The sequence below is a fragment of the Erwinia sp. LJJL01 genome, assembly GCF_047300805.2.
GTDB lineage: Bacteria > Pseudomonadota > Gammaproteobacteria > Enterobacterales > Enterobacteriaceae > Erwinia > Erwinia aphidicola.
Genome location: NZ_CP178576.1, coordinates 735,818 through 758,298, shown reverse-complemented (window position 1 = coordinate 758,298; position 22,481 = coordinate 735,818). Strand labels below are relative to the sequence as shown.

26 protein-coding genes are annotated in these 22,481 nt (G+C 55.1%); 19 read left to right on the top strand and 7 right to left on the bottom strand.

Annotated features, from left to right (window positions below; genetic code table 11):
- The first annotated feature begins 120 nt into the window (after window positions 1-120).
- The 9 genes from fliL (at window position 121) to ACLI4M_RS04270 (ending at window position 8,862) form a co-directional block, all read left to right on the top strand.
- A complete protein-coding gene (gene fliL, locus ACLI4M_RS04310) occupies window positions 121-624 on the top strand; it encodes a flagellar basal body-associated protein FliL (protein WP_133622938.1) in 504 nt (167 codons plus the stop codon).
- Window positions 625-629: 5 nt separating this feature from the next.
- Window positions 630-1,622 carry a flagellar motor switch protein FliM gene (gene fliM / locus ACLI4M_RS04305; RefSeq protein WP_166643157.1) on the top strand — a complete coding sequence of 331 codons (993 nt, stop codon included), beginning with the start codon at window positions 630-632 and terminating at the stop codon, window positions 1,620-1,622.
- 7 nt (window positions 1,623-1,629) lie between these two features.
- Window positions 1,630-2,004, top strand: a complete 375-nt coding sequence (fliN, locus tag ACLI4M_RS04300; protein ID WP_133622940.1) for a flagellar motor switch protein FliN — start codon at window positions 1,630-1,632, stop codon at window positions 2,002-2,004.
- On the top strand, window positions 2,004-2,396 hold the full coding sequence (gene fliO / locus ACLI4M_RS04295) for a flagellar biosynthetic protein FliO (protein ID WP_133622941.1): 393 nt from the start codon (window positions 2,004-2,006) through the stop codon (window positions 2,394-2,396). Before fliN ends, fliO begins: the two co-directional genes overlap by 1 nt.
- A complete protein-coding gene (gene fliP, locus ACLI4M_RS04290; RefSeq protein ID WP_413449793.1) occupies window positions 2,390-3,139 on the top strand; it encodes a flagellar type III secretion system pore protein FliP in 750 nt (249 codons plus the stop codon). Before fliO ends, fliP begins: the two co-directional genes overlap by 7 nt.
- A gap of 10 nt (window positions 3,140-3,149) precedes the next feature.
- On the top strand, window positions 3,150-3,419 hold the full coding sequence (gene fliQ / locus ACLI4M_RS04285) for a flagellar biosynthesis protein FliQ (protein ID WP_099753776.1): 270 nt from the start codon (window positions 3,150-3,152) through the stop codon (window positions 3,417-3,419).
- Window positions 3,419-4,198 (top strand): flagellar biosynthetic protein FliR, encoded by a 780-nt coding sequence (gene fliR, locus ACLI4M_RS04280; RefSeq protein ID WP_133622943.1) that lies wholly within the window; start codon window positions 3,419-3,421, stop codon window positions 4,196-4,198. Before fliQ ends, fliR begins: the two co-directional genes overlap by 1 nt.
- 155 nt (window positions 4,199-4,353) lie before the next feature.
- Complete coding sequence (locus ACLI4M_RS04275) at window positions 4,354-7,725, top strand: methyltransferase domain-containing protein (protein ID WP_133622944.1); 3,372 nt, start codon at window positions 4,354-4,356, stop codon at window positions 7,723-7,725.
- Window positions 7,726-7,767: 42 nt separating this feature from the next.
- Window positions 7,768-8,862, top strand: coding sequence for a DegT/DnrJ/EryC1/StrS family aminotransferase (locus ACLI4M_RS04270; protein WP_133622945.1), 1,095 nt, complete (start codon window positions 7,768-7,770; stop codon window positions 8,860-8,862).
- A 16-nt stretch (window positions 8,863-8,878) separates the two neighbouring features.
- On the opposite strand, the gene ACLI4M_RS04265 is transcribed toward ACLI4M_RS04270, so the two are convergent.
- The 4 genes from ACLI4M_RS04265 to ACLI4M_RS04250 all read right to left on the bottom strand — a co-directional run bounded on the left by ACLI4M_RS04265 (window position 8,879) and on the right by ACLI4M_RS04250 (window position 12,867).
- Window positions 8,879-9,463 carry an acyltransferase gene (locus ACLI4M_RS04265; protein ID WP_133622946.1) on the bottom strand — a complete coding sequence of 195 codons (585 nt, stop codon included), beginning with the start codon at window positions 9,461-9,463 and terminating at the stop codon, window positions 8,879-8,881.
- A gap of 111 nt (window positions 9,464-9,574) precedes the next feature.
- Window positions 9,575-10,030: a hypothetical protein gene (locus tag ACLI4M_RS04260; RefSeq protein WP_336226658.1), complete on the bottom strand. Its 456-nt coding sequence runs from the start codon at window positions 10,028-10,030 to the stop codon at window positions 9,575-9,577.
- A 34-nt stretch (window positions 10,031-10,064) separates the two neighbouring features.
- Window positions 10,065-10,895, bottom strand: coding sequence for a winged helix-turn-helix domain-containing protein (locus tag ACLI4M_RS04255; protein WP_133622948.1), 831 nt, complete (start codon window positions 10,893-10,895; stop codon window positions 10,065-10,067).
- 460 nt (window positions 10,896-11,355) lie between these two features.
- Window positions 11,356-12,867: a flagellin gene (locus tag ACLI4M_RS04250; protein ID WP_133622949.1), complete on the bottom strand. Its 1,512-nt coding sequence runs from the start codon at window positions 12,865-12,867 to the stop codon at window positions 11,356-11,358.
- A 341-nt stretch (window positions 12,868-13,208) separates the two neighbouring features.
- On the opposite strand from ACLI4M_RS04250, the gene fliD reads away from it, so the two are divergent.
- From fliD to ACLI4M_RS04235, 3 genes are read left to right on the top strand one after another with little or no spacing between them, the layout of a single operon-like run.
- Complete coding sequence (gene fliD, locus ACLI4M_RS04245) at window positions 13,209-14,681, top strand: flagellar filament capping protein FliD (protein ID WP_133622950.1); 1,473 nt, start codon at window positions 13,209-13,211, stop codon at window positions 14,679-14,681.
- A 46-nt stretch (window positions 14,682-14,727) separates the two neighbouring features.
- The gene (fliS, locus tag ACLI4M_RS04240; protein WP_133622951.1) at window positions 14,728-15,135 is read left to right on the top strand and encodes a flagellar export chaperone FliS; all 408 of its coding nucleotides are present in this window, start codon (window positions 14,728-14,730) and stop codon (window positions 15,133-15,135) included.
- Window positions 15,128-15,466 carry a flagellar protein FliT gene (locus ACLI4M_RS04235; RefSeq protein WP_133622952.1) on the top strand — a complete coding sequence of 113 codons (339 nt, stop codon included), beginning with the start codon at window positions 15,128-15,130 and terminating at the stop codon, window positions 15,464-15,466. Before fliS ends, ACLI4M_RS04235 begins: the two co-directional genes overlap by 8 nt.
- A 127-nt stretch (window positions 15,467-15,593) precedes the next feature.
- Here ACLI4M_RS04235 and ACLI4M_RS04230 read toward each other — a convergent pair whose 3' ends face one another.
- The 3 genes from ACLI4M_RS04230 to flgA form a co-directional block, all read right to left on the bottom strand.
- Window positions 15,594-16,034: a flagella synthesis protein FlgN gene (locus ACLI4M_RS04230; protein WP_133622953.1), complete on the bottom strand. Its 441-nt coding sequence runs from the start codon at window positions 16,032-16,034 to the stop codon at window positions 15,594-15,596.
- Between the two features lie 19 nt (window positions 16,035-16,053).
- Window positions 16,054-16,350, bottom strand: coding sequence for a flagellar biosynthesis anti-sigma factor FlgM (gene flgM, locus ACLI4M_RS04225; protein WP_133622954.1), 297 nt, complete (start codon window positions 16,348-16,350; stop codon window positions 16,054-16,056).
- A 75-nt stretch (window positions 16,351-16,425) separates the two neighbouring features.
- Window positions 16,426-17,130, bottom strand: a complete 705-nt coding sequence (gene flgA, locus ACLI4M_RS04220) for a flagellar basal body P-ring formation chaperone FlgA (protein ID WP_133622955.1) — start codon at window positions 17,128-17,130, stop codon at window positions 16,426-16,428.
- Window positions 17,131-17,394: 264 nt separating this feature from the next.
- Between flgA and flgB the strand changes: the two genes are divergently transcribed.
- The 7 genes from flgB (at window position 17,395) to ACLI4M_RS04185 (ending at window position 22,481) form a co-directional block, all read left to right on the top strand.
- Window positions 17,395-17,802 (top strand): flagellar basal body rod protein FlgB, encoded by a 408-nt coding sequence (gene flgB, locus ACLI4M_RS04215; RefSeq protein WP_133622956.1) that lies wholly within the window; start codon window positions 17,395-17,397, stop codon window positions 17,800-17,802.
- A 14-nt stretch (window positions 17,803-17,816) separates the two neighbouring features.
- Window positions 17,817-18,221 (top strand): flagellar basal body rod protein FlgC, encoded by a 405-nt coding sequence (flgC, locus tag ACLI4M_RS04210; protein ID WP_133622957.1) that lies wholly within the window; start codon window positions 17,817-17,819, stop codon window positions 18,219-18,221.
- A gap of 9 nt (window positions 18,222-18,230) precedes the next feature.
- The gene (locus ACLI4M_RS04205) at window positions 18,231-18,905 is read left to right on the top strand and encodes a flagellar hook assembly protein FlgD (RefSeq protein WP_133622958.1); all 675 of its coding nucleotides are present in this window, start codon (window positions 18,231-18,233) and stop codon (window positions 18,903-18,905) included.
- 34 nt (window positions 18,906-18,939) lie between these two features.
- A complete protein-coding gene (flgE, locus tag ACLI4M_RS04200; RefSeq protein WP_133622959.1) occupies window positions 18,940-20,151 on the top strand; it encodes a flagellar hook protein FlgE in 1,212 nt (403 codons plus the stop codon).
- Window positions 20,152-20,163: 12 nt separating this feature from the next.
- Complete coding sequence (locus tag ACLI4M_RS04195; protein WP_133622960.1) at window positions 20,164-20,901, top strand: flagellar basal body rod protein FlgF; 738 nt, start codon at window positions 20,164-20,166, stop codon at window positions 20,899-20,901.
- 21 nt (window positions 20,902-20,922) lie between these two features.
- Window positions 20,923-21,705 carry a flagellar basal-body rod protein FlgG gene (gene flgG, locus ACLI4M_RS04190; RefSeq protein WP_133622961.1) on the top strand — a complete coding sequence of 261 codons (783 nt, stop codon included), beginning with the start codon at window positions 20,923-20,925 and terminating at the stop codon, window positions 21,703-21,705.
- 62 nt (window positions 21,706-21,767) lie between these two features.
- Window positions 21,768-22,481: a flagellar basal body L-ring protein FlgH gene (locus ACLI4M_RS04185; RefSeq protein WP_133622962.1), complete on the top strand. Its 714-nt coding sequence runs from the start codon at window positions 21,768-21,770 to the stop codon at window positions 22,479-22,481.

Here is a 22,481-nt window from a genome sequence, read left to right as displayed (position 1 = left end):
AAATACCCGCACTAATGGAACTTCATCAGGTAATTATCCTGGCGAATAAGTGGACTACAATACGCGCCTTATCTGATGTGACAGAAATCAGAATAGCGCTTTCATTACAGAGTTTAATCAATGAGTAATAAAAATAAAAAAGCAGCGGGCGGCCGTTCGCGGCGTCCATTTTTGATGATTTTAATGTTTATCGTCATGATTGCGGCCTGTGGTTTTGCCGGTTACCTGTTCTGGGAAATGAAAAAATTACAGGCTAATCCCGTTAATACAGATGAAACAGCGGCAGTGCCAAAGCCTGTTGAAGCAGAACCCCTGTATCAGTCATTAAGTACCTTTACCGTCAGCCTCAAACCAACGGAAAAAGAGAGCGACCGCGTGCTGTTTGTCGGCGTTTCACTACGAATGGCAGATAAACACTCGATGCTGACCCTGGAAAAGTTTCTGCCGGAATATCGTAGTCGCCTGCTGATTCTGCTGTCGAAATTAAGTTATGAAGAGCTGTCCACCAATGAAGGTAAGCAGCAGTTGATGGACAAAATTAAAGATGAAGTGAGCAAGCCTCTGGCATCTAAACAGGCGGTCTCGGTCACAGATGTCCTGTTTAACGAATTTATTCTGCGGTAATAACCATGTCTGACAACTTTCTATCCCAGGCAGAAATTGATCACCTGCTGAATGCCGACAGCGAAAGCAGCGATGAACCGCTGAACAGCGTCACCGACCATGAGGCCAGGCCTTACGATCCGCACACTCAGCGGCGGGTGATCCGCGAACGTCTGCATTCGCTGGAAATTATTAACGAACGCTTTGCGCGCCAGTTTCGCATGGGGTTATTTAACCTGCTGCGCCGCAGCCCGGATATTACCGCCGGCAGTATTAAAATCCAGCCGTATCACGAGTTTGCCCGCAACCTGCCGGTGCCAACCAACCTGAACCTGCTGCATCTTAATCCGCTGCGCGGCACCTCGCTGATGGCCTTCTCGCCGGGGCTGGTGTTTATGGCGGTGGATAACCTGTTTGGCGGCGACGGTCGTTTTCCCACCAAGGCGGACGGGCGGGAATTTACCCCGACCGAACAGCGGGTGATCCACCGCATGCTGACCATGGCGCAGGAAGCCTACGAGTTTGCCTGGAGCACCATTTTTAAAATCAAAACGGAATATATCCGTTCTGAAGTGCAGGTGAAGTTTACCAACATCACCTCGTCACCGAATGACGTGGTGGTGACGACGCCATTCTCGGTGGAAATTGGATCGCACAAGGGCGAGTTCAATATCTGTATTCCGTTCAGCACCATTGAGCCGCTGCGTGAAGTACTGAGTAATCCACCGATGGAGAACTTCGGGCACGAAGATACCCAGTGGCGCGGCCTGCTGGTCAGCCAGATGCGCGAAACCGAGCTGGAGCTGGTGGCGCAGTTTGCCGATGTGGATACCCGTCTGTCGAACGTGATGAATCTCAAGATCGACGATGTGATCCCCTTAGATAAGCAGGAGCTTATTGCCGCCCGCGTCGGTGGCGTGCCGGTATTTACCGCGAAATATGGCTCCGTGAATAATCAATATGCTCTCCGGGTAGAGCAGATGATTCAATCCGCATTACACACGTTTGATAAGGAGTAATTTCCCCATGAGCGACAATAAACTCTCGTCGGGTTCAGAGACGGATGACCTTTGGGGGGAGGCGATGAGCGAGCAGAGTTCAGCGGGAATGACCCAGCCAATGTCAGTGCCACAATTTTCAGATGAGCTTAATTTAATCCTCGATATCCCGGTCAAAATGACGGTAGAGCTGGGTCGCACCAAAATGACCATTAAAGAGCTGCTGCGTTTGAGCCAGGGGTCGGTGGTGTCGCTTGACGGCCTGGCGGGTGAACCGCTGGATATCCTGATTAACGGCTACCTGATTGCGCAGGGCGAAGTGGTGGTGGTGTCCGATAAATTCGGCATCCGCATTACCGATATTATTACTCCGTCCGAGCGTATGCACCGCCTGAGCCGCTAATGAAAACCTCTTCCTCAATGATCAACACGGCCTCGACAGGCGGGACAGATTCGGTGCTGCTGACGGTCTCCGGTGCGCTGGCGCTGATTATCCTGGTGATGGTGCTGCTGGCCTGGGCGGCTCGTCGCAGCGGCATCGCCGGTCGCTTTAACGACGGCAGCCTGATTGCGGTGGTCGCCAGTAAATCGCTGGGCGCACGCGAGCGTATCGTGCTGATTGACGTTGAGGATCAGCGTCTGGTGCTGGGCGTGACGGCCACGCAGATCGTCTGCCTGGCGACGCTGGCGAAACCGCTCAGTGAGCAGCCAGAGGTTCCGGCAGCAGGCGCGGGAAGTTTCGGCCAGCTGCTGCATAAGCTCAGGCAGAAACAGCGCGGGGGCGCGGCATCATGACGCGCACCTCTCTGCTGCGGCTGCTCTGCGGCCTGGCCGCACTGCTGCTGCCTGCCGCGAGCGCGCTGGCGGCCAACGGCGATATCACCCTGGCGAACCCGCAGAGCGACGGCGGCTGGACGCTGCCGGTGCAGACGCTGGTGCTGCTCAGCTCGCTGACCTTCCTGCCCGCGCTGCTGCTGATGATGACCGGCTTTACCCGCATTGTTATCGTGCTCGGGCTGATGCGTAACGCGCTCGGCACCCCGACGGCGCCGCCAAACCAGGTACTGGTCGGGCTGGCGCTGTTCCTGACCTTTTACGTGATGTCGCCGGTGTTTAACCAGATCTACGATGAAGCCTGGCAGCCGCTGCAGGAAGATAAGATCACCATGGAAGTGGCGCTGGAGAAGGGCATCAAGCCGCTGAAGGCCTTTATGCTGGACCAGACGCGGGAAAACGACCTCGCGATGTTTGCACAGATCGCCAAAGCCGGGGAGTTCAACACGCCGGAAGAGGTGCCGCTGGGCATTCTGGTGCCGTCATTTATCACCAGCGAACTGAAAACCGCCTTCCAGATCGGCTTCACCATCTTTATCCCGTTCCTGATTATCGACCTGGTGATCGCCAGTATTCTGATGGCGCTGGGGATGATGATGGTGCCGCCCGCCACCATTGCGCTGCCGTTTAAACTGATGCTGTTTGTGCTGGTTGACGGCTGGACCCTGTTAATGGGCTCGCTGGCGCAGAGCTTCTACAGTTAGGTAACCCGTAATGACTCCTGAAAGCGTTATGAACCTCGGCATCCAGGCGATCAAACTCGGCCTGATGGTGGCCGGGCCGCTGCTGCTGGCCGCGCTGGCCACCGGCCTGATTATCAGTATTTTGCAGGCCGCCACGCAGATCAACGAAATGACCATGACCTTTATTCCCAAAATCCTGGTGATTGTCGGCATTGCGGTGATCCTCGGCCCGTGGATGATGCGTAACTTTATCGAATACACCCGCGCGCTGATTATCAACATTCCGTCAGTTATCGGCTGATGGCCTTTTCCGTTCCCCTGCCGCAGATCTATGAGCTGCTCAGCCACTATTTCCTGATTATGGTGCGTATTGCCGCGCTGTTAACCGTGGCGCCAGTCTTTAGTGAGAAGGGCGTCAGCGTGCGCGTGCGCGTCGGGCTTTCGATTCTGATCGCCGCGCTGATTGGCGGCCAGCTGCCGGATAGCCAGATCGCGCTGTATTCGGTGCAGGGCGTCTGGGCAGTGGCAAAGCAGGTGCTGATCGGCGCCGCGTTAGGGCTGTCGATCCAGCTGCTGTTTGTCGCGGTGAAGATGGCCGGGGAGATGATCGGTATGCAGATGGGCCTGTCGTTCGCCACCTTCTTTGACCCTAATGCCGGGAATATTCCGGTGATCTCACGCTTCCTCAACCTGCTGGTGACGCTGCTGTTTTTAGTGTTTAACGGCCATCTGTGGCTGATTGCCATGGTCGCTGAGAGCTTCCAGCAGCTGCCGGTGGATGATGCTCCGCTACATATGGGAGGTTTTTATCTGCTGGTCAATCAGGCCGGGATGATTTTTCAGGAGGGGCTGATGCTCGGGCTGCCGATTATCGCGCTGCTGCTGTGCATTAACTTTATCCTCGGCCTGCTTAACCGTATGACGCCGCAGCTGTCGATCTTCGTGATTGGCTTCCCGCTGACGCTGACCGTCGGCATGATGGCGCTGTCGCTGATTTCGCAAACCCTCGCGCCGTTTATCGAACGGCTGATGGCGAGGGTATTTGATAATATGGCCGCCTTAATTCACGCTCTGGCTTAACTATCGGGGAAGGGATTAATTATCGCTAATTTTGTGAGCTTATCTGCACGTCGACTTTTCCCGCCAAATGGTAAAATTTTCCCATAGTCATATTCTTACTCTTATTCCAAGGGTTGCTCTGCGCACCCAGGATAACACTCACTCAGGATATTATTTTGGCAAGCTTATATACCTCCTGGCATCACTCCCCGGCCGCAATTGCAGCGGCGGCACGACTGTATACGTTCAGCGTCGCCGATATTTCCACTGCCGCTATTCTGGAAATTGGCTGCGGAAATGGCGCTAATTTAATTCGTCACGCCACGATTTATCCACAATCAACCTGTGTGGGCGTGGATATTGATGCGCAGCGCATCGAGGCGGCGCAGAATAATGCCCGCCAGGCTAAACTGAATAATCTGCACCTTTACTGCCTGGGCTTGCAGGATCTGCTGTCAATAGACGTCGGCCGCTTCGATTATATTATTATCCCGGCAATGTATACCCTGCTGGATAACAGCGCCCGCAGCGCACTGATCAACTGGTGTCAGCGCCAGCTCAGCGATAGCGGGGTGATTGCCGTGCGCTGGAACACGCTGCCGGGAGCCAGAAGCCAGAAGGTATTGCAGCAGGCGATTGCCTTCCACTGCGCGGCGGCGCAGAGCGAGCAGGCGTGGCTGGCCAGCGCCAGAGCGATGCTGAGCTTTATGGCGATGGCGGACGCCAGCATTGACGTGAAAGAGGCTGCGGCGGCGGCACAGAAGCTGAGCGATGCTGAGCTGCTCGCGCAGTATCTGGAAGAGAATCAGGACGCCTGTCTGCTGAGCGATTTCGCGCAGCGGGTGGATGCCGAACGGCTTCAGCTGCTGGGCGATGTGGTGCCGCAGTCAGAGCTGGCTGCCCACTACGGCGCTCAGATCGCGCTGCTGCACCAGACGGTTGCGGCAGGCAGCAGCGCACTGCAGGCGCAGCAGTACCTCGATTTTGCCGTGCAGCGCAGCGAGCGCTTTAGCCTGCTGATTAGCGGGAAATCCGCTCAGCTTTTCAGTCACCGACCGGATCTTAGCCAGCTCATGACGATGCACTGGGCGGCGAGCTGTGCACTGACCGGGGATGAAAACCAGCGCATTACGCGCTACGGCGAAATGGTTAATACCAGCAACCCGGATATTCGCCGCCTGCTCGACTGGCTGAGCGCCGCCTGGCCGCGCAGTCTCAGCACGGAACAACTCATCCAGCTGACGCTGGAACCAGAAAACCCGGTCGACCATCGCAAAAGGATGATGGCCGCGCTGGAAGAGCTGTTCCTCAATAAGCCGCCATCGCTGTATCTCAGCGCCGCGCCGTCACCCTATAACCGTGCCGAGGGTGAGCTGAGGCTGACCTGTGATTTCAGCACCACGGAAGTGGCCGACGGCGCTTACTGCGCCCGCACCAACGGGTGGGGGGAGCGGCTGGCGTTTAAGCGTGAAGAGTTTGCGGCGTGGCAGCGATGGCACCACCCGGATATTTTGAGGGATGCAAGATACGCCATTGAACTGGCGGGCAAAGGCCTGCTTATTGGCAGCGCTACCAGCTGGGCACACTTCTGGCAGCGCATCATTGCCTGTGGCGATCGAACCCTGGTTGAGGGCGCCATGCGCGCATTTCTGCTGGCCACCAGTGCAGAAGAGCAGGGCGGCTTGTTATCAGCCAGCATGGAACGTAGCCTGCGAGCAATAAAACCGCGTGTCAGCGTGAACCCCAAAAAAGCCGCTAAAGCCCAGCAGTTGCTCAATGCAGGGCATATTCAGCAAGCCCGCGAGGATATTGCCGGGCTATTGATAGAGCACCCCACGGACAGTACCTTACTGATGCTGGCGGCCGCGGCCTGCAATAAGGCGGGAGATAACGAAACGGCGCTGACGCTGCTGGCGAGAAGGCTTGGGCAGGGCGGCGATCTGCACTCCGTGCTGAATTCGCTGGCGCGGGTGCTGACCAGCCTTGAGGCAAAATCATCTACCCCACGATTACTGTTTCAGCAGCTGTTAAAACAGGATGACAAAAACGGCGAGCGCTGGCTGGATTTATCCAGCTGCTACAACGCAATCGACGATAAAATACGCGAGGAGCAGTGCCTGCAGGCTTCCTTAAAACATGATGCGAAAAACAGCATCAGCCTGTTACGTCTCGCCACCCTGTATAGCCATACCGGGCGGATGGAAGAGGCAAAAGCGCTGTGCACGCAGGCGCTGGCATTACCGATGGGCGCTATTAATCGGCTAAATAGCCATGCGCTTTACCTGTTTCTTTTGTCCCATGATGCCGTTCTCAGTGCGGAAGAAAAATTCCATGCCCACGTCGACTTTGGCGTGCTGGCCAGCCAGTGGGCGCAAAGCACTATGCTGGCGCGAAGCGCACAGACTCCTTCGGGCTGCAGGGATAAAATCCGTATTGGCTTCGTTTCAGGGGATTTAAGAGGGCACCCGGTTCATCATTTTATTTACCCGGTGTGGCACAGCATCAATCGCGACCGCTATGAACTGTATGCTTATGCAACGGGCAGAGAGGATCGGATCACCCAGCAATATCGCGAAAGCGCGACAGTGTTTCGCAGCGTCGCGGCCCTCAGCGCGCTGGAACTGGCGCAGCAAATTGCCAGCGATAACATAGACGTGCTAATCGATCTCTCTGGCTTTACCGAAGGTAACCGCCTGCTGACCTTTGCACTGAAACCCGCTGCGCTACAGATGTCATGGATTGGATTCGTCGGCACCACCGGGCTGCAGCAGATGGATTATTACATTGCCCACGATCATTTAATGGCACCCGGTGAGCTGGATGCGATCTTTACGGAAAAATTAGTCTCCCTGCCTTCGGCAAAAATATTTGAATACAGCACAGCGGCGCCGGAAGTGGGTAAACTGCCGGCGTTGAAAAATGGCTATCTGACGTTGGGTAATTTCAACCGGCCGCAAAAACTGACGCCAGCAATCCTCGACTGCTGGGCCAAAATCCTGCGTACGTTGCCACATGCCCGACTGCTGTTCGCCTATATGGACGATGAACGGATGGTCGACAGCTATCGAGTGGAAATGATCCGGCGCGGCGTTAATCCTGAGCAGCTGGATTTTCGTATGAAGCAGAGCTTTGCTGACTACCTGGCTATGCACAATGAGGTCGATATTCTGCTGGATTCACACCCTTATTCAGCCGGAACGACCGCACAGCACGCCAGCTGGATGGGCGTGCCTCTGGTGACGACGACGGAAGGATCTGCCGTTTCCCGTACTACGGCGGCAACGATGAAAACCTTCAACCTCGGCGAATTCGTCACAGCCAGCCTGGATGAGTACGCCGCTAAGGTGATTGAACTCGATCGGCGCTATGACTATCTCAGCGCCATTCGTCAGTCGCTGCGCGCACGTATCAAACAGCGTGAAGCCAGCCACAGCCATAATGCTTACTACTTTGAAAAGATGATCGAGACCGTCTGGCAGCGTCATTTGGCAGGTGAGGTTCCCAGCGCACTGTTTATTGAAGATGAGCATCGTTGGGAGGAGCAGTAAGATATGTCACTGGATAAATAAACCTATGTCACCCGACCGCTGATGCCGCCGCTGGCCGAGTTTATTCCGTATCTGGAGCAGATCTGGGATAACCGGGTATTAACCAACAACGGCCCACATCATCAGCAGCTGGAAAGCGCGCTGGCAGATCACCTCGGTGTAGAGCATATCAGCCTGTTTTCCAACGGTACTATTGCCCTGCTGACCGCGTTGCAGGCACTGCGCATAACCGGCGAGGTGATCACTACACCCTACTCATTTATTGCTACCGCCCATTCGCTGCTGTGGAATGGCCTGACGCCGGTATTTGTCGATACCGAAGCGGGCGGGTTTAATATGGATGCGGAAAAAATTGAGCAGGCGATCACCGCCAACACCACGGCGATCATGCCGGTGCACTGCTACGGCATTCCCTGCAACAGCGCGCGCATTCAGCAGATCGCTGACCTGTATGGCCTGAAGGTGATTTATGATGCCGCCCACGCCTTTGGCGTACGGCATAACTCGCGCAGCGTGCTGCTGGAGGGCGATCTGTCGGTGCTGAGTTTCCACGCTACCAAGGTGTTCAACACCATTGAAGGGGGGGCAATTATCAGCCACAGCGCCAGCATGAAGCGGCGTATTGACCTGTTAAAAAACTTTGGTATTGCTGATGAGACCACCGTGGTGGCGGCGGGGATTAATGGCAAAATGAACGAGTTGCAGGCGGCTTATGGCTTGCTGCAGCTGGAGCATATCGAACATGCGATCGGCCAGCGCGCGGCGCTGGATGCCATCTACCGTCAGGGGCTGGCCGGAGTGAAGGGCATTCACATCCCCCCGCTGCCGCAAAACGTGGCCTGGAACTATGCGTATTTTCCCCTGGTGGTCGAAGCTGAATATGGGTTAGGCCGCGATGCGCTCTACGAGGCGTTGATTGCGCAGAATATTATCCCACGCCGCTACTTCTATCCGCTGATCAGCAGCTTCCATATCTACCGTCACTCGGCCGGGGCCAATCCTGAAAATCTGCCGAATGCGCACCGGGCTGCCGATCGCGTGATCTGCCTGCCGCTCTATCCGGGGCTGGAGCAGGATGTTATTGAGGTTATTATCGGTATCATCAGAGGCTATGCTGCGAAAGACACGGCGGCATAGTCGTAGCGCGCCAGAACTATCGGGCTGGCGCGGTAATGAATTTTTCCAGCGTCAGCGGGTTACGCTTGCGCTCCTTGATCTTTCTGGGGGGGGAACCGGCATAAATTGTCCACTCCTCACAATCTTTGGTGACGAGGGAATTGGCGCCGATCGCGCTGCCATCGGCAAGATAGCAGCCAGGCATAATGCTGGCCTGCGAGCCAACTATGATATGGCGGCCAATGACGATGGGGGCGGATGTCACGTTGGTGAGGTGCGACGGAACCATAGGGTTAGTCATAAACTGCCCACTGTAATCGTCGCTTTTGGTATAAAGCCTGACGCCGTGCGACAGACAGGAGAAATCGCGCATTGCGATCCCCGCACTGGCAAGCAGGGTGCAGTGACTGCCGATATGAATGTAACTACCCAGCGTTAAATATCCCTCTCCGGGCGCAATGATAGTGGTAAAACCATCAATTCTGACATTGTCACCCAGGCTAATATTACCTGGCCCGACGATGGTGCAGTTTTTCGCTACCCGCACATTTTCCCCTGCCGACTTGAAGCCGATCTCCCTTAACTGCGCACCGCTGTAATAACCCGGATTCAACCTTTCCATCGCTGTTCTCATCAGTGTCCGATTGGCAGGTATTTTAAGCGATATGTGCCCCGACCTTTAGCGCGTAAAGCGGGCAGGAATGGAGCCAATTAGCGGTGATACCACCGATCGTCAGTTAACACAGAGCGTACGCGGTGTGGTTTCACTGCCTGTCGCGATGGCTAAGCCATTTAACAGATAGATCCAGAGGGTGCTATTTTCACCGGGCTTGATATGCGGGAAAACGTACAGTAAGACCTGTTGATCGCTGCTTTGATCGCCCAGCTTGCGGCTCTGTTCCAGCACCGTGCTGTGCAGGCGATTCTGTCTCAGTTGTGCCTCAGTAATCACTTCGCGCAGCACCGTTACTGCCCGCATTGATGGCATTCCGCTGGAGTAGTGCTGGATGGTGCCGTTATACACGGTACGCACCTCTGACAGCCCTTCACGATAGGAGTGATAAACGCCACGGGCTACGGTCCAGTGGTTATTGTCATCAATGGAATAGTAGGATACCGGCGCCACGCAGCTATCTTTCAAAGGATAAAACATCACCTCTTTCACCCAGAAGAATAGCAGTACTAGCATGAAGCTCCCGCCAGACCACAGCAGGGTGGAGGATTTAACGTTTGGTAAAATAATACGACTCACAATTATTCTCCGAGGTTCGCAGCGGGATAGCACAGGCAATCAGCCCCATATGACGGGGGGATTGGCCAATAGTGATGTAGAGGAAGCGCGCTTTTTCGGCATCAGTTTCATAACTGCTGGCATAAAGTGCATAGAGTTGAAGCGTTTGGACTACCGTTTTTTGCTGTGCGGCTGACAGCTCCCCCTGCGGAACCCACACTTCGGTCTCGGGCGGTATTGCCTCCCCTTGCCAGCGTATAAAGTCGGTGCGCTGCGGCGTAAATTTAAAATACCCGCTGATGATCAACACTGCCAGCCAGCCCAGTAACCCCCCGACGGCACAGGCCAGAAGACGGCGTGGCCACACGGCCGTTTTTTCTCCCGATGCGGGCGCGACCGGGGGCGGCAGTGGCGGTGGGGCATCTGCTGGCGGGATGGGTGGAGTGGCCTGGGGAGTAATGACCTTTGCGGGGGGCGCAGCGGGAACCACCACCGCCTCTTTATTGACGATCAGGCGATAGCCGCTGCGGGTAACCGCAACCAGCTGGATGCGATCGTCAACCTTCAGCGCCCCCAGCGCGCGGCGGATTTTGGTGATCATCACGCGGACGCTGTTTTCGGTGACTTCGACCCCGGCGTTGCGCCAGCCGATATCCATCAGCTGTTCGTAGGACAGGACGTTCTCTTTCTCCTCCACCAGGGCTTTCAGGCAGCGGCAGGCAGAAGCAGGCAGCGTGACGCTGTTCCCATCTTTAGTGTTCGACAGCGTGCGGGTACGCCGATCGAGTTTTAGCGAGGTGCCAATGGCGATAGTGTTATGCATAAGAGTGACGAATCTTCTTTAAGAGTTATTATATTTAGTGAGCTATTGATTTAATTGAAAGTATTAGGATTTTTCCTGGTAAGGGAAAGGGGCGCCAGGCCTGAAACGTTTGCTGTATTTAGCATTGTTAATGTTTTAATAGTAATGGAAAGGCTGCTTCTTTCTGTTAATTTATTAATTTCACAGCGTATTATGCACCACATATGGCCAAAAGTCGCGATGGTTGCCAGAGTTATTAATCTTGTAAATGCTTGTTAATTAGCAAATGAACATTGAATATTCTGCTATGAGCGAAGGAGATTCAACTTTGTTAATAGTGATTAATAGGCAGAAAGGAGGGCGTGGGAGTGGTGAGGTGTTCAGTTAATTAATGGTACTTAGCGCACGTATAAAAAAGCCCTCCCCAAAGGGGAGGGCTGTAGCCCAGAATTGACAGGATGGGCTGGAAACTTAACGCGAATTAACGCAGCAGCTGAAGCACGTTCTGTGGAACCTGGTTCGCCTGGGACAGCACAGTGATACCGGCTGACTGCAGGATGTTGGCACGGCTCATGGCAGACACTTCAGAAGAGAAGTCCGCATCCAGGATACGTGATTTCGATTCGGTCATGTTATTCACGGTGGTGTTCAGGTTGCTGATGATCGAGTTGAAACGGTTCTGCACCGCACCCAGACCAGAGCGGAAGCTGTCAACCTGTGCCAGGGCAGCATCCATGGTCGCCAGAACGCCGGCGCCCCCATGCAGCTCTTCCATTTTTTGCAGATCTTTCACGCTCATATCAGCGGCTTTCACTGCAGTGAAGCCCGCGCCGGTATCATCCAGCGTGACTTCTGCACCAATCTGGCTGCCATCGGCAGCAGTGCTCACCGCATAATAAGTCATATTGCCCGACTTATCTTCCAGACCGATCAGCTGGGTGTTGTCCGCTGTTGCGGTGCCACCGAGCGCTGCAACGACAGCATCCAGATCGGTGGCTTCCAGGGTGTGAGTACCGCCGCTGGCCAGAGTGATCTCTTTACCCACTGCGTAATCGCGTGCTTTACCTTCCAGGGCGCTAACGCCGTTTTTCAGGATATCGGAGTCGACATTGGAAAGCGTTTCTCCTGCTGTAACGGTAGCCATCTGGCCAATCACTTCATCGCCAGCACCCGGAGTGGTTTCAGGTGCACCTAATCCATCCGCGGTCATGGTGATTTGAGTTGCCACATCTTTATCTAAATCGTAGGCGTAGTACTGAGTTCCGCCCTTACCATCGTCGACGCTGAAAAGCTCAACTCTTGCTGCGCCAGCGGCACCAACTTCAGTTGCAATTTTACCCATTGCAACCGCATCAAGCTTAAATCCGGTTGCGCTCTCAGGATTGCCGATATCAGCAGTTGCGGCGACAGCATTACCTGCAGCGCTCAGCGTTGGTTTGACGTACTTGCTCTCCAGCGCGCTCACCACCGTATACTTATCCAGACCCAGTTTCTCCAGGTCCATGGCTGGCAGGTCGATACCGATGGTCTGGCCATCTTTCGCGCCAATCTGAATCTGCAGAGAAGAGGTGGAGCCGTCCAGCACGTTCACGCCGTTGAACTCGGTGTCTTTGGCGATACGGCCGATTTCAGCCAGACGCGCGGTGACTTCTTCCTGGATGGATTTTTTATCAGATTCTGAGTTGGTGCCGTTCAGTGCCTGCTCGGACAGACGACGAATGTTCAGCAGGTTGTCGTTGATCTCGTTCAGCGCGCCTTCAGTGGTCTGCGCCAGGGAGATACCGTCGTTGGCGTTACGTGCCGCCTGAGTCATGCCTTCAATGTTGGCAGTGAAGCGATTGGTGATAGCCTGACCCGCTGCATCGTCTTTGGCGCTGTTAATACGCAGGCCGGAAGAGAGACGCTGGATAGCGGTACCCAGAGAAGCCTGTGATTTGTTCAGGTTAGTCTGAGCCATCAGGCTCAGTGAGTTGGTGTTAATGACCTGGGCCATATTTAAATCCTCATAAATGGGTTGGGCTAAATTAAGTGCTATTAACTTATGCGTCGTACGTTGTTGCGCATAACTTAGCTATCGGTGTGAATTAAAAATGACTGAAATTTTTTTTGCGAAAAAGTTCAAATCCTCTAATTAGCTTCATGGTTGAGGCTAATTATCGGCTTTGGTTAAGTGACTTTCCTTTATACGCCATTCAAAGCGCAGAACAGATGGCACCTGTGTCAGATAAGGGATGAGGCTGTTGTCGCCAGAACTGTAAAAAATTAAACTAAAGTGAAAAATATCCGATGGCTATTTATGTGATAACAAATTAACCCTACGAGCAGGAGAGTAGAATGGCCGGGTTTGCAATTCCAGGACTGGGTTCTGGTGGGACCATTGATTTTGCCGATATGCTTGAGCAGATTAAAAAAGCCGAGCAGTCTAAACTGGATCCGTATACCAAAAAGAAAACCGGATTTAATAATCAGGTGTCCTCCTGGGGGAAAATCTCCAGTTCGCTGTCGGCGCTGAACGAAAATCTGAAAAAGATTGGCGACGATGGTTTCCACGGCGTGACCGTCGGCACCAATAAAGCGTTTAAAGCTACCGCCACTTCCGGCGCGCAGCCGGACAGCTATGAAGTCTACGTTGAGCAGCTGGCGCGTGCGCACAAAATTGGTACCGGGGCGCAGAGCAGCCGCACGGACAATCTTGGCGATCAAAGTGTGGATAAGCGCACGCTGAAGATCAGCGTCGGTGACGGGGAGCCAATGGAGATTGAGCTGGCGAAGGATCAAACCTCGCTGGAACAGATTGCCAAAAAAATTAATCAGGAAAAAGGCGATGTCACTGCCTCAGTGCGCCCGACCGAGGACGGCAAATTTACCCTGGTAATGACCTCGAAGAAAACCGGGGATGAAGGCCAGATCAAAGTCGAAGTCGAAGGGGACAATAAACTGGGTGATGTGCTGAACTTTGACCCGGCAGCCGCTAAGCCACCCGCAGGCAAAATGGATACCACGGTTGAAGCACAGAATGCCATTGTGGTGATTGATGGCGTCAAGCTCACCCGCAGCAGCAACACCATTACCGACGCGATCGACGGCATCACGCTGGAGCTGCAGCAGGTCTCTGAAAAAGACAAAGATGACCCGATGAAATTTGTCTATGAAAACCTCTCGGTGACCAGCGATACCAGCAAGTTCAAAGGCGCCATCGAAGAGTTTGTGAAGCTGTATAACGCCTTCCTGTCTGAGTCGAGCAGCGCCAGTGCGTGGAAGCCCCCCGCAGAGGGTAAAGAGGGTGAACCGAATGCGGGCAACGGCGCGCTGATGGGCAACAGTACGCTGCGCCGCCTGACGGCGGATATGCGTGAAGTGGCGGTGGGCAGCAACAGTGAGCTGAGCGATGTGTTTGCTTCGCTGGCTAAACTGGGTATCGAGGTGAAAACCGAAGATGCCGCTACCGGCAAGCTGACCATTGACAGTAAAAAGCTGGAGGCAGCAGTTAAGGAAAACCCGGCAGAAATCGAAGCCCTGTTCCTCGGTAAAGGCACCAGCGCAGGGATTGCCGACAAGATGCAGGACATTATTAAAACCTACATCGGTGACGCGGATGCTATCCCGAAAGTCAAAGGGGTGATCGAGCAGATCACCAAAGGGCTGCAGAATCAAACGTCCCAGGTCAGCGACCGCATTCAGCAGATGGAAAAGATGATCGATGCCGTGGTCGAGCGTAACCGTAAAGACTTTGAGCGCCTCGATCTGGCGATGAGCAAGATGAACAACATGAGCAATCAGCTGCAATCGATGCTGGCCGGGCTTTAACTTTTAACGCCGGGCATCGCGCGATGCCCGGCAGGAAACGATGACTATGTATAGCAGGACATGCCAGAGCGCCTATGCGCAGGTATCGCTTGAAAGCCAGCTGACCGGGGCAACGCCGCATCAGCTGATCACCATGCTGCTGGAGGGCGCGGTAAACGCCATGGTCCGGGCAAAAATCTATTTTGAACAGGGAAATATCGCCAGGAGAGGCGAGATGATCTCACGGGCAATTAATATTATCGATAACGGCCTGCGCTGCGCGCTGAACCATGAGGTTGGCGGCAAAATCAGCGAAGAGCTGGAGAGTCTGTACGAGTATGTTTCGCGTAATCTGCTGCTGATAAATCTCAATAAGGCACCGGAAGAGTTACCGCATCTGATTGAGATTATGACCACCATCTCAACCACCTGGAAAGAGATCGAACCGGCGAAAAAGCAGGTGACTTATGGATAAGACATTGACCTGTGGGCTGCAGAAAGCGGCGCTGTTGAACAGCAATATGATGGAGCTGACCCGCGAGGGGAAGTGGGATGAGTTTATTGATTCGATGACCGAATATGCCACGCTGCTGAGTGAGGCTATCGCCTGCGATCGTGACGATCTGAGTGAAGATGAGCAGACCCACGTTCGCCAGATTATTGCTGAACTAATGGCCAATGAAGAACTGATGATGCAACGGATGCGCTTACGTCTCGACACCCTGCGTAGCGAAATGACCACGTTGAATAAAGGTAAAGCGGCCAGCAGTGCGTACGCCGCGCCTTTCACCTCCCTTACGCGTTAATTCCCTGCTGTTACCGCTGCTGCAGCGATCTTTATTGTTGTGGCAGTGCGTTTTTGATCCATTTTCAGACAAAAAAAAGCCAGCGGCGCGCTGGCGAATAGTCACAAGGTAAATGCTAAAGGGATGTTCAGACGCTGATGTTATAGGCGCGTGCGGTTGGCGCACTGTGGGATTCACCCGCAGCGCCGTAAATATTATTACCGTTGACGCTATCCACCACTTTCTTCAGCTGCTGATTTTTTTTCATATGGATATTCAGCAGCTCTTCAACTTTGCCGTTCAGATCTTTGGTTGCCTGGATCTGTTCGGTAACCTGCTGCCAGCAGCTAAATAATTTACCCTGCTGACGATAGGGGGCGGCAATGTTACGCTCGGCTTCTTCCTGACGACGCAGCTCGTCGTAATACTGAATGGTCGACAGCAGCTGGCTTTTATTGTCCGTTAATACCTGGAGTGAAACAGGATTAATCTGGGGGCGATTCAGCTGATTGACTTCCTCAATCATGATCGCCTCCAGCTCGCTCAACGACGTTTTCATTTGTGACAATATCGGATACAGCTTGTCCATGGCTTAACGGGCTCAGTGTTTAATTAAATTGAAAGATATCCATCACCAGCGAACGGGCAATCGTTTCCGGTTCAATGGGCAGCTCGCCGGCGTCCAGGGCGGCACGTACCGCAGCAACACGCGCATAGTCGATGTCACCGTGGGTGTCCGCTTTCATCTGCTGGGTCAGCGCGCTCAGCTTCACGTCGGTTTTGTCATCGCCGCTCGCCTGCACGCGCGCGCTTTCTGCTTCCTGCTGAGGATGACGAATGCGCATATCCTGAGTGGCAGCAATGGCGTTAACGGCAGCAGCGGGGGGGGTACGGTCAATGCTCATGGTGAATCTCGCCTGGTAAAGGGAAAAAGTGACTGCTTATAACCTTCTCATCGGTGATTGCGCGAGAAACTAAAATTATTCTTGCAGAAAAATCACCACCTGGCCGTCAGCGGTCACTTTACCGCTGACGGTCTGCCCGGAACGGGTCTGCACTTTCAGCATATCGTCCACCGCGGCGTTAGCCAGCGCCTTGCCCGCGCTGCGAATACGAAAGCCTTTTCCCTGCGCCACAATATCCACCGTCTGCCCATTGCGCAGCCGCCAGTGCTGGCGCAGCTGGTTCTGACGCAGCGGGCTGCCTGCCGCAACGGCGCGCGTGGTTATCTGACCGATGATCTCTGCGGCATCAAAAATAATCCCATCGGGCTGGTGCTCAAGGCTGCCGGTGAACGGTTCAATATCGCCTGCGGAAACCCGGCTGCCCGCTGCCAGGCGGTTTTTCGCCAGCCACCAGGTCCCCTGCGCCCGCACCTGAATGGTCAGGTAGTGGCGCCGCGCGCCACACGTTGCCACCACGCTGCGCCGCCCGACCAGGCGGCGCTCATTCCCCGCCAGGGTCAGCACCGGTTCGGCACAGAGTGCAGACAGCTGCCTCGCCGGGCTTAACAGCGTCGCGACCTGCACCAGATTACGGTTCTCACCTGTTGGCCGACCTTTGTTAAGCAGGCCGTTAATGGTTGTCAACAGGCGCTGCTCGCTGGCAGAAAGTGCCTGGGTGCTGGCATACAGCGAGGTGCTAAGACACAGCGTCAGCAGCAGAAAAGAGGAACGGAAAAACATAATAATTAAGTTCTCTGGTTGCCGGGTATAAATAATGCCAACTCAGTGGCTGATGATTAAATTATAAACTAACTGTTGCGGATGTTATTGCGCTAAATACAGGCACTTCTGTCGCCAATTAACGGTGTCGTTATTTGATATATCTCGTCGGAAAATTTAACCCGCTAAAAGCGCTTATTTCTGTCAGTTCTTTGCAGTGTAATATTTGAACTGCGCTGGCTAAAATATGACGGTTAAATTTTTCAGGCGCGAGGCCAAACTTCGATGATCAATAAACTTGATGATGCGTTTCGCTTTCAGCAGGAGGCGTTGAGTTTACTCTCGCGTCGGCAGGAAGTGCTGGCATCGAATATTGCCAATGCCGATACGCCCGGCTATATGGCGCGCGATATCGATTTTTCACAACAGTTAAAAAACTCGCTGGCGAATCAGTCAATGGCGAAATCACCGGTGTCACTGTCATTAACCTCTCATCGCCATATTGAGGCGCAGGGCAAGGTTTTTGACGATGCCAGTTTGCTGTACCGCATTCCGGATCAACCCAGTGCTGATGGTAATACCGTCGATATGGACCGCGAGCGTATCAGCTTTGCCGATAACAGCGTGAAATATCAGTCGAGCCTGACCTTCCTCGGTGCGGATATTAAAAAAATGATGAGCGTCCTCGCTTAGGGAGAATCATAAAAATGTCGTTATTTAGCGTTTTTGATATTTCAGGCTCGGCAATGACTGCCCAGTCAAAACGACTGAACGTCAGCGCCAGCAATATGGCCAACGCCGACAGCGTGGCCGGGCCGGACGGGCAGCCGTATCGCGCCCGTCAGGTCACTTTTGAGGTGGATACCCATGCCGGAGGCGATATCGGTGGGGTGAAAATCGGTGAGGTGGTGGAGAGCACCGCGCCGGATCGGCTGGTGTATGAGCCGGGCAATCCGCTGGCGGACCCGCAGGGCTACGTGCGCATGCCGAACGTCAATGTGGTGAATGAAATGGTCAACACGCTCTCCGCCTCCCGCAGCTATCAGGCCAATGTCGAAGTGATGAACTCAGCGAAGTCGTTGATGTTGAAAACATTATCACTCGGCCAGTAAGGATAATTTATGGCAGTTTCTTCCGTAAACAATAACAGCAATAACGGTGTCGGCACCGGCAGCAGCGCCTCCGAACTGACCGACAGCTTTATGAAGCTGCTGGTGGCGCAGATGCAGAACCAGGACCCGACTAACCCGATGGATAACAACCAGCTGACGTCACAGCTGGCGCAGTTCAATACCGCCGCTGGCGTTGAGAACCTGAATAAAACGGTCAACTCCGTCGGGGGGCTGCTGCTGAGCATGCAGCAGATGAGTTCCGCCTCCTGGGTGGGCCGTGAGGTGATGGTTGAGGGCGAACAGAAAGTCACCTGGAGCCAGAATTCCATCAATGCCGATAAGCCACTGAAGTTTGCACTCGGCGGCGAAGCAGAGAAGGTCACCGTGACGCTGACCGATGCGTCAGGCAAGGCCTATACCGCCGAGCTGAAAGGCTCGAAGACCAGGGCCGGGATCAATGAATTCAGCCTTGATGACCTGGAGAACTTTAAACCCTCTGAGCCAGAAGCAGATATGGAGTACAGCGTCACCTATAGCGCCACTGCCGCTGAAGGGGATGCCCCTGAGATCGCCGGTTTAATCGCCGAGAAAATTGAAGGGGTTTCCTTCGGTGCTCAGGGCGCGGTGCTGCAGCTGGCCAATGGCAAAACCACGACGATGCAGGACATTTTCCTCATTCGTTAACCCCTTACTTACTCTTACTCTCTGGAATTTAACTATGAGCTTTTCACAGGGCCTGAGCGGTCTGAATGCGGCATCGCGCGCGCTGGACTCGGTGGGTAACAACATTGCCAACTCACAAACCTATGGGTTTAAAGCGGGTTCAGTCTCCTTCGCCGATATCTTCGCCGGTGCACAGGGCATGGGCGTGCAGGTAGCCGGTACCAGCCAGAACTTCAACGATGGCGGTTTAACCGGCACCGGGCGTAATCTCGATCTCGGCATCAGCGGCAACGGTTTTTTCCGCCTGATGGATGAAGCAGGGCAGGCGTACTACAGCCGTAACGGCCAGTTCGATACCGATGTTAATGGCTACATCACTAACATGAGTAATGGCCTGCGCCTGACCGGCTATCAGGCCACCGGCACGCCACCGGCGATTCAACCGGGCGCGGGCGTGGGGCCGATTCAGATTAATAAGACCGGTATGCCGCCAGTGGCATCCACCAGCGGCAAACTGACCGGCAACCTGAAATCAGGTGAAGAGATTGTCACTAAAACCCCGTTCGATCCGAAAGATGGCGATACCTACAGCTATTCCAGCCAGGTTGAAGCCTATGACAGCCAGGGTAACCGCCACACGGTCGATATCTACTATGTCAAAACCGCGGATAACAAGTGGACGGCATACAGCAACGACTCTTCAGCCCCTGCGGGTGGCGGTACTCCCTATGAAAAGCTGGATATCGAATTTGATAGCAACGGAAAAATGGTCACCGATCCTGCCAGCCTGGCGGTGAAAGGTGCCGCTTTCAACGGCGCAGCACCGCTCAGTATGACCCTCGACCTTTCAGGACTGACGCAGAACTCGGGTGAGAATGCGATGGATCCTGCCACCATCGATGGCCACGCGCCGGGCAAATACGTCAACTTCCAGATCGGCGATAACGGCGAAATCGTTGCCAACTATGACAATGGTGAAAAACAGCTGATTGCCCAGGTGGTACTGGCAAACTTCACCAACCCGGGCGGGCTGCAGCAGAACGGCAATAACACCTGGGTCGAATCACCGCAGTCCGGCCCTTCCGTGGTCGGCATCGCCGGTACCGGCAGCTTCGGTAAGCTGACCGGAGGGGCGCTGGAAAGCTCCAACGTCGATCTCGGCGCTGAAATGGTCAACATGATCGTCTATCAGCGCAACTACCAGTCCAACTCTCAGACCATCAAAACCCAGTCTGAGCTGTTGCAGACCCTGGTTAACCTGCGATAACGGCGGCAGATAATGGATCGCGCGATATATACCGCCATGAGCGCCGCCAATGCGGCGCTGAACCGTCAGGCCGTCACCGCCAATAATCTGGCTAACAGCTCCACTACCGGCTTTCGTGCACAGCTGGCGGCTTTCCGCTCGGTGCCGATCGAGGGTGAAACGCACGCCACCCGTGCGCTGGTGGCCGAGAGCACGCCCTACCACGACAACAGCATGGGGCCAATTAATCACACCGGGCGCAGCCTCGATGTCGCTCTGCCGCAGGGCGGCTGGCTGGCCGTGGCGATGGCCGACGGGCAGGAAGCTTACACCCGCAACGGGGCGATTCAGGTGGATAGCGAAGGGGCGCTGAGCATTAACGGTTTTCCGCTGATGGGCGACGGCGCACCGCTGACCGTGCCGCCGCAGTCCGCCGTGACCATTGCGCCGGACGGCACGCTGACGGCGCTCGGCGCCGGGGATGACCCGACGGCGGTGACGCCGGTTGGCCGCATCAAGCTGGCGCAGGCGGAGATGCAGAGCCTGCTGCACGGTGACGACGGGCTGTTCCACCCGGCCGGCGGCGGTGCGCTGGCCGCCGATGAAGCGATGCGCCTCAGCCCCGAAGCGCTGGAGGGCAGCAACGTCAGCCCGGTCAAATCGATGACCGAAATGATCGCCACCGCCCGCAGCTTCGACATGAATATGAAAACCATCCGCACCGCCGATGAAAATGCCAAACAGGCTAACCAGCTTTTAAGCGTGAGCTGATGCTTACGCAGGAGTCATAACATGATCCGCTCTTTATGGATTGCAAAAACCGGTCTGGAAGCGCAGCAGACCAATATGGATGTTATTTCCAATAACCTCGCCAACGTCAGCACCAACGGCTTTAAACGCCAGCGCGCGGTGTTCCAGGACCTGCTGTACCAGACCATGCGTCAGCCGGGGGCTCAGGCTTCCGAACAGACCACGCTGCCAACCGGGATGCAGCTGGGTACCGGGGTGGCCCCGGTGGCCACCGAGCGTCTGCACACTCAGGGTGGACTGACGCAGACCAGCAGTGACTATGACATCGCCATTCAGGGCAAAGGTTTCTTCCAGGTGCAGATGCCGGACGGCACCACCGCCTACACCCGAGATGGCTCCTTCAAGCGCAACGAAAACGGCCAGATGGTCACTGCGGACGGTAATCCGGTACAGCCGGATATCACCGTCCCGCTGGATGGCAAAGAGCTGACCGTGGGCGAAGACGGTATTGTCACCGTGACGGTACCGGGCCAGGCGGCACCGCAGCAGGTGGGGCAGCTGACGCTGGCCACCTTTATCAACGATGCCGGTCTGGAGAGCATCGGCGGCAACCTGTATGTGGAGACCCAGGCGTCCGGCGCACCGAATGAAGTCACCCCAGGCATGGATGGCGCGGGTCGCCTCAAGCATAAGTATGTGGAAACCTCCAACGTCAATGTCGCGGAAGAGCTGGTCACCATGATCCAGGTGCAGCGCGCCTATGAAATTAACAGTAAGGCGGTCTCGGCTTCTGACCAGATGCTCCAGCGCCTGGCTCAGCTGTAATCCTCACCTCGCCCCGTCAGTGCTCAGGCCTGGCGGGTCAGGAGCGTTAAGTCGTAAATAACATGAATCTATTCAGTGCGTTTTATCGTCATGGCCGGGCCGCCAGCGCCGCCCTGAGCGCGGCGTTGTTCCTCAGTGGCTGCGCGCATATTTTGCAGCAGCCTCTGGTGCAGGGCCCGACCACCGCAGCACCGTTAGCGATGGCTGCGACCAGTGCAAACGGCTCGCTGTTTCAGAGCGGGCAGGGGATGAACTATGGCTATCAGCCGATGTTTGAAGACAGGCGGCCGCGTAACGTCGGCGATACGCTGACCATCCTGCTGCAGGAGAATGTCAGCGCCAGCAAAAGCTCCAGCGCCAGCGCCAACCGTAATGGCTCGGCCGGGGCCGGGCTGACTGCCGTGCCGGATTCGGTAGGCGGCTTTCTGGGTAACGGCAAGCTGGATTTCGAAGCCAGCGGCAAGTCGGATTTTGCCGGTAAGGGCGGGGCGGCGGCACGTAATACGTTTACCGGCACCATCACCGTGACGGTGATGAACCTGCTACCCAACGGCAACCTGCAGGTGGTGGGGGAGAAGCAGATCGCCATTAACCAGGGCACCGAGTTTATCCGCTTCTCCGGGGTGGTGAATCCGCGCACCATCAGCGGCAATAACACCGTGCCCTCCATTCAGGTGGCTGATGCGCGTATCGAATACGTGGGCAATGGCTACATCAATGAAGCGCAGAACATGGGCTGGCTGCAGCGTGTGTTATTGAACCTCTCACCATTCTGA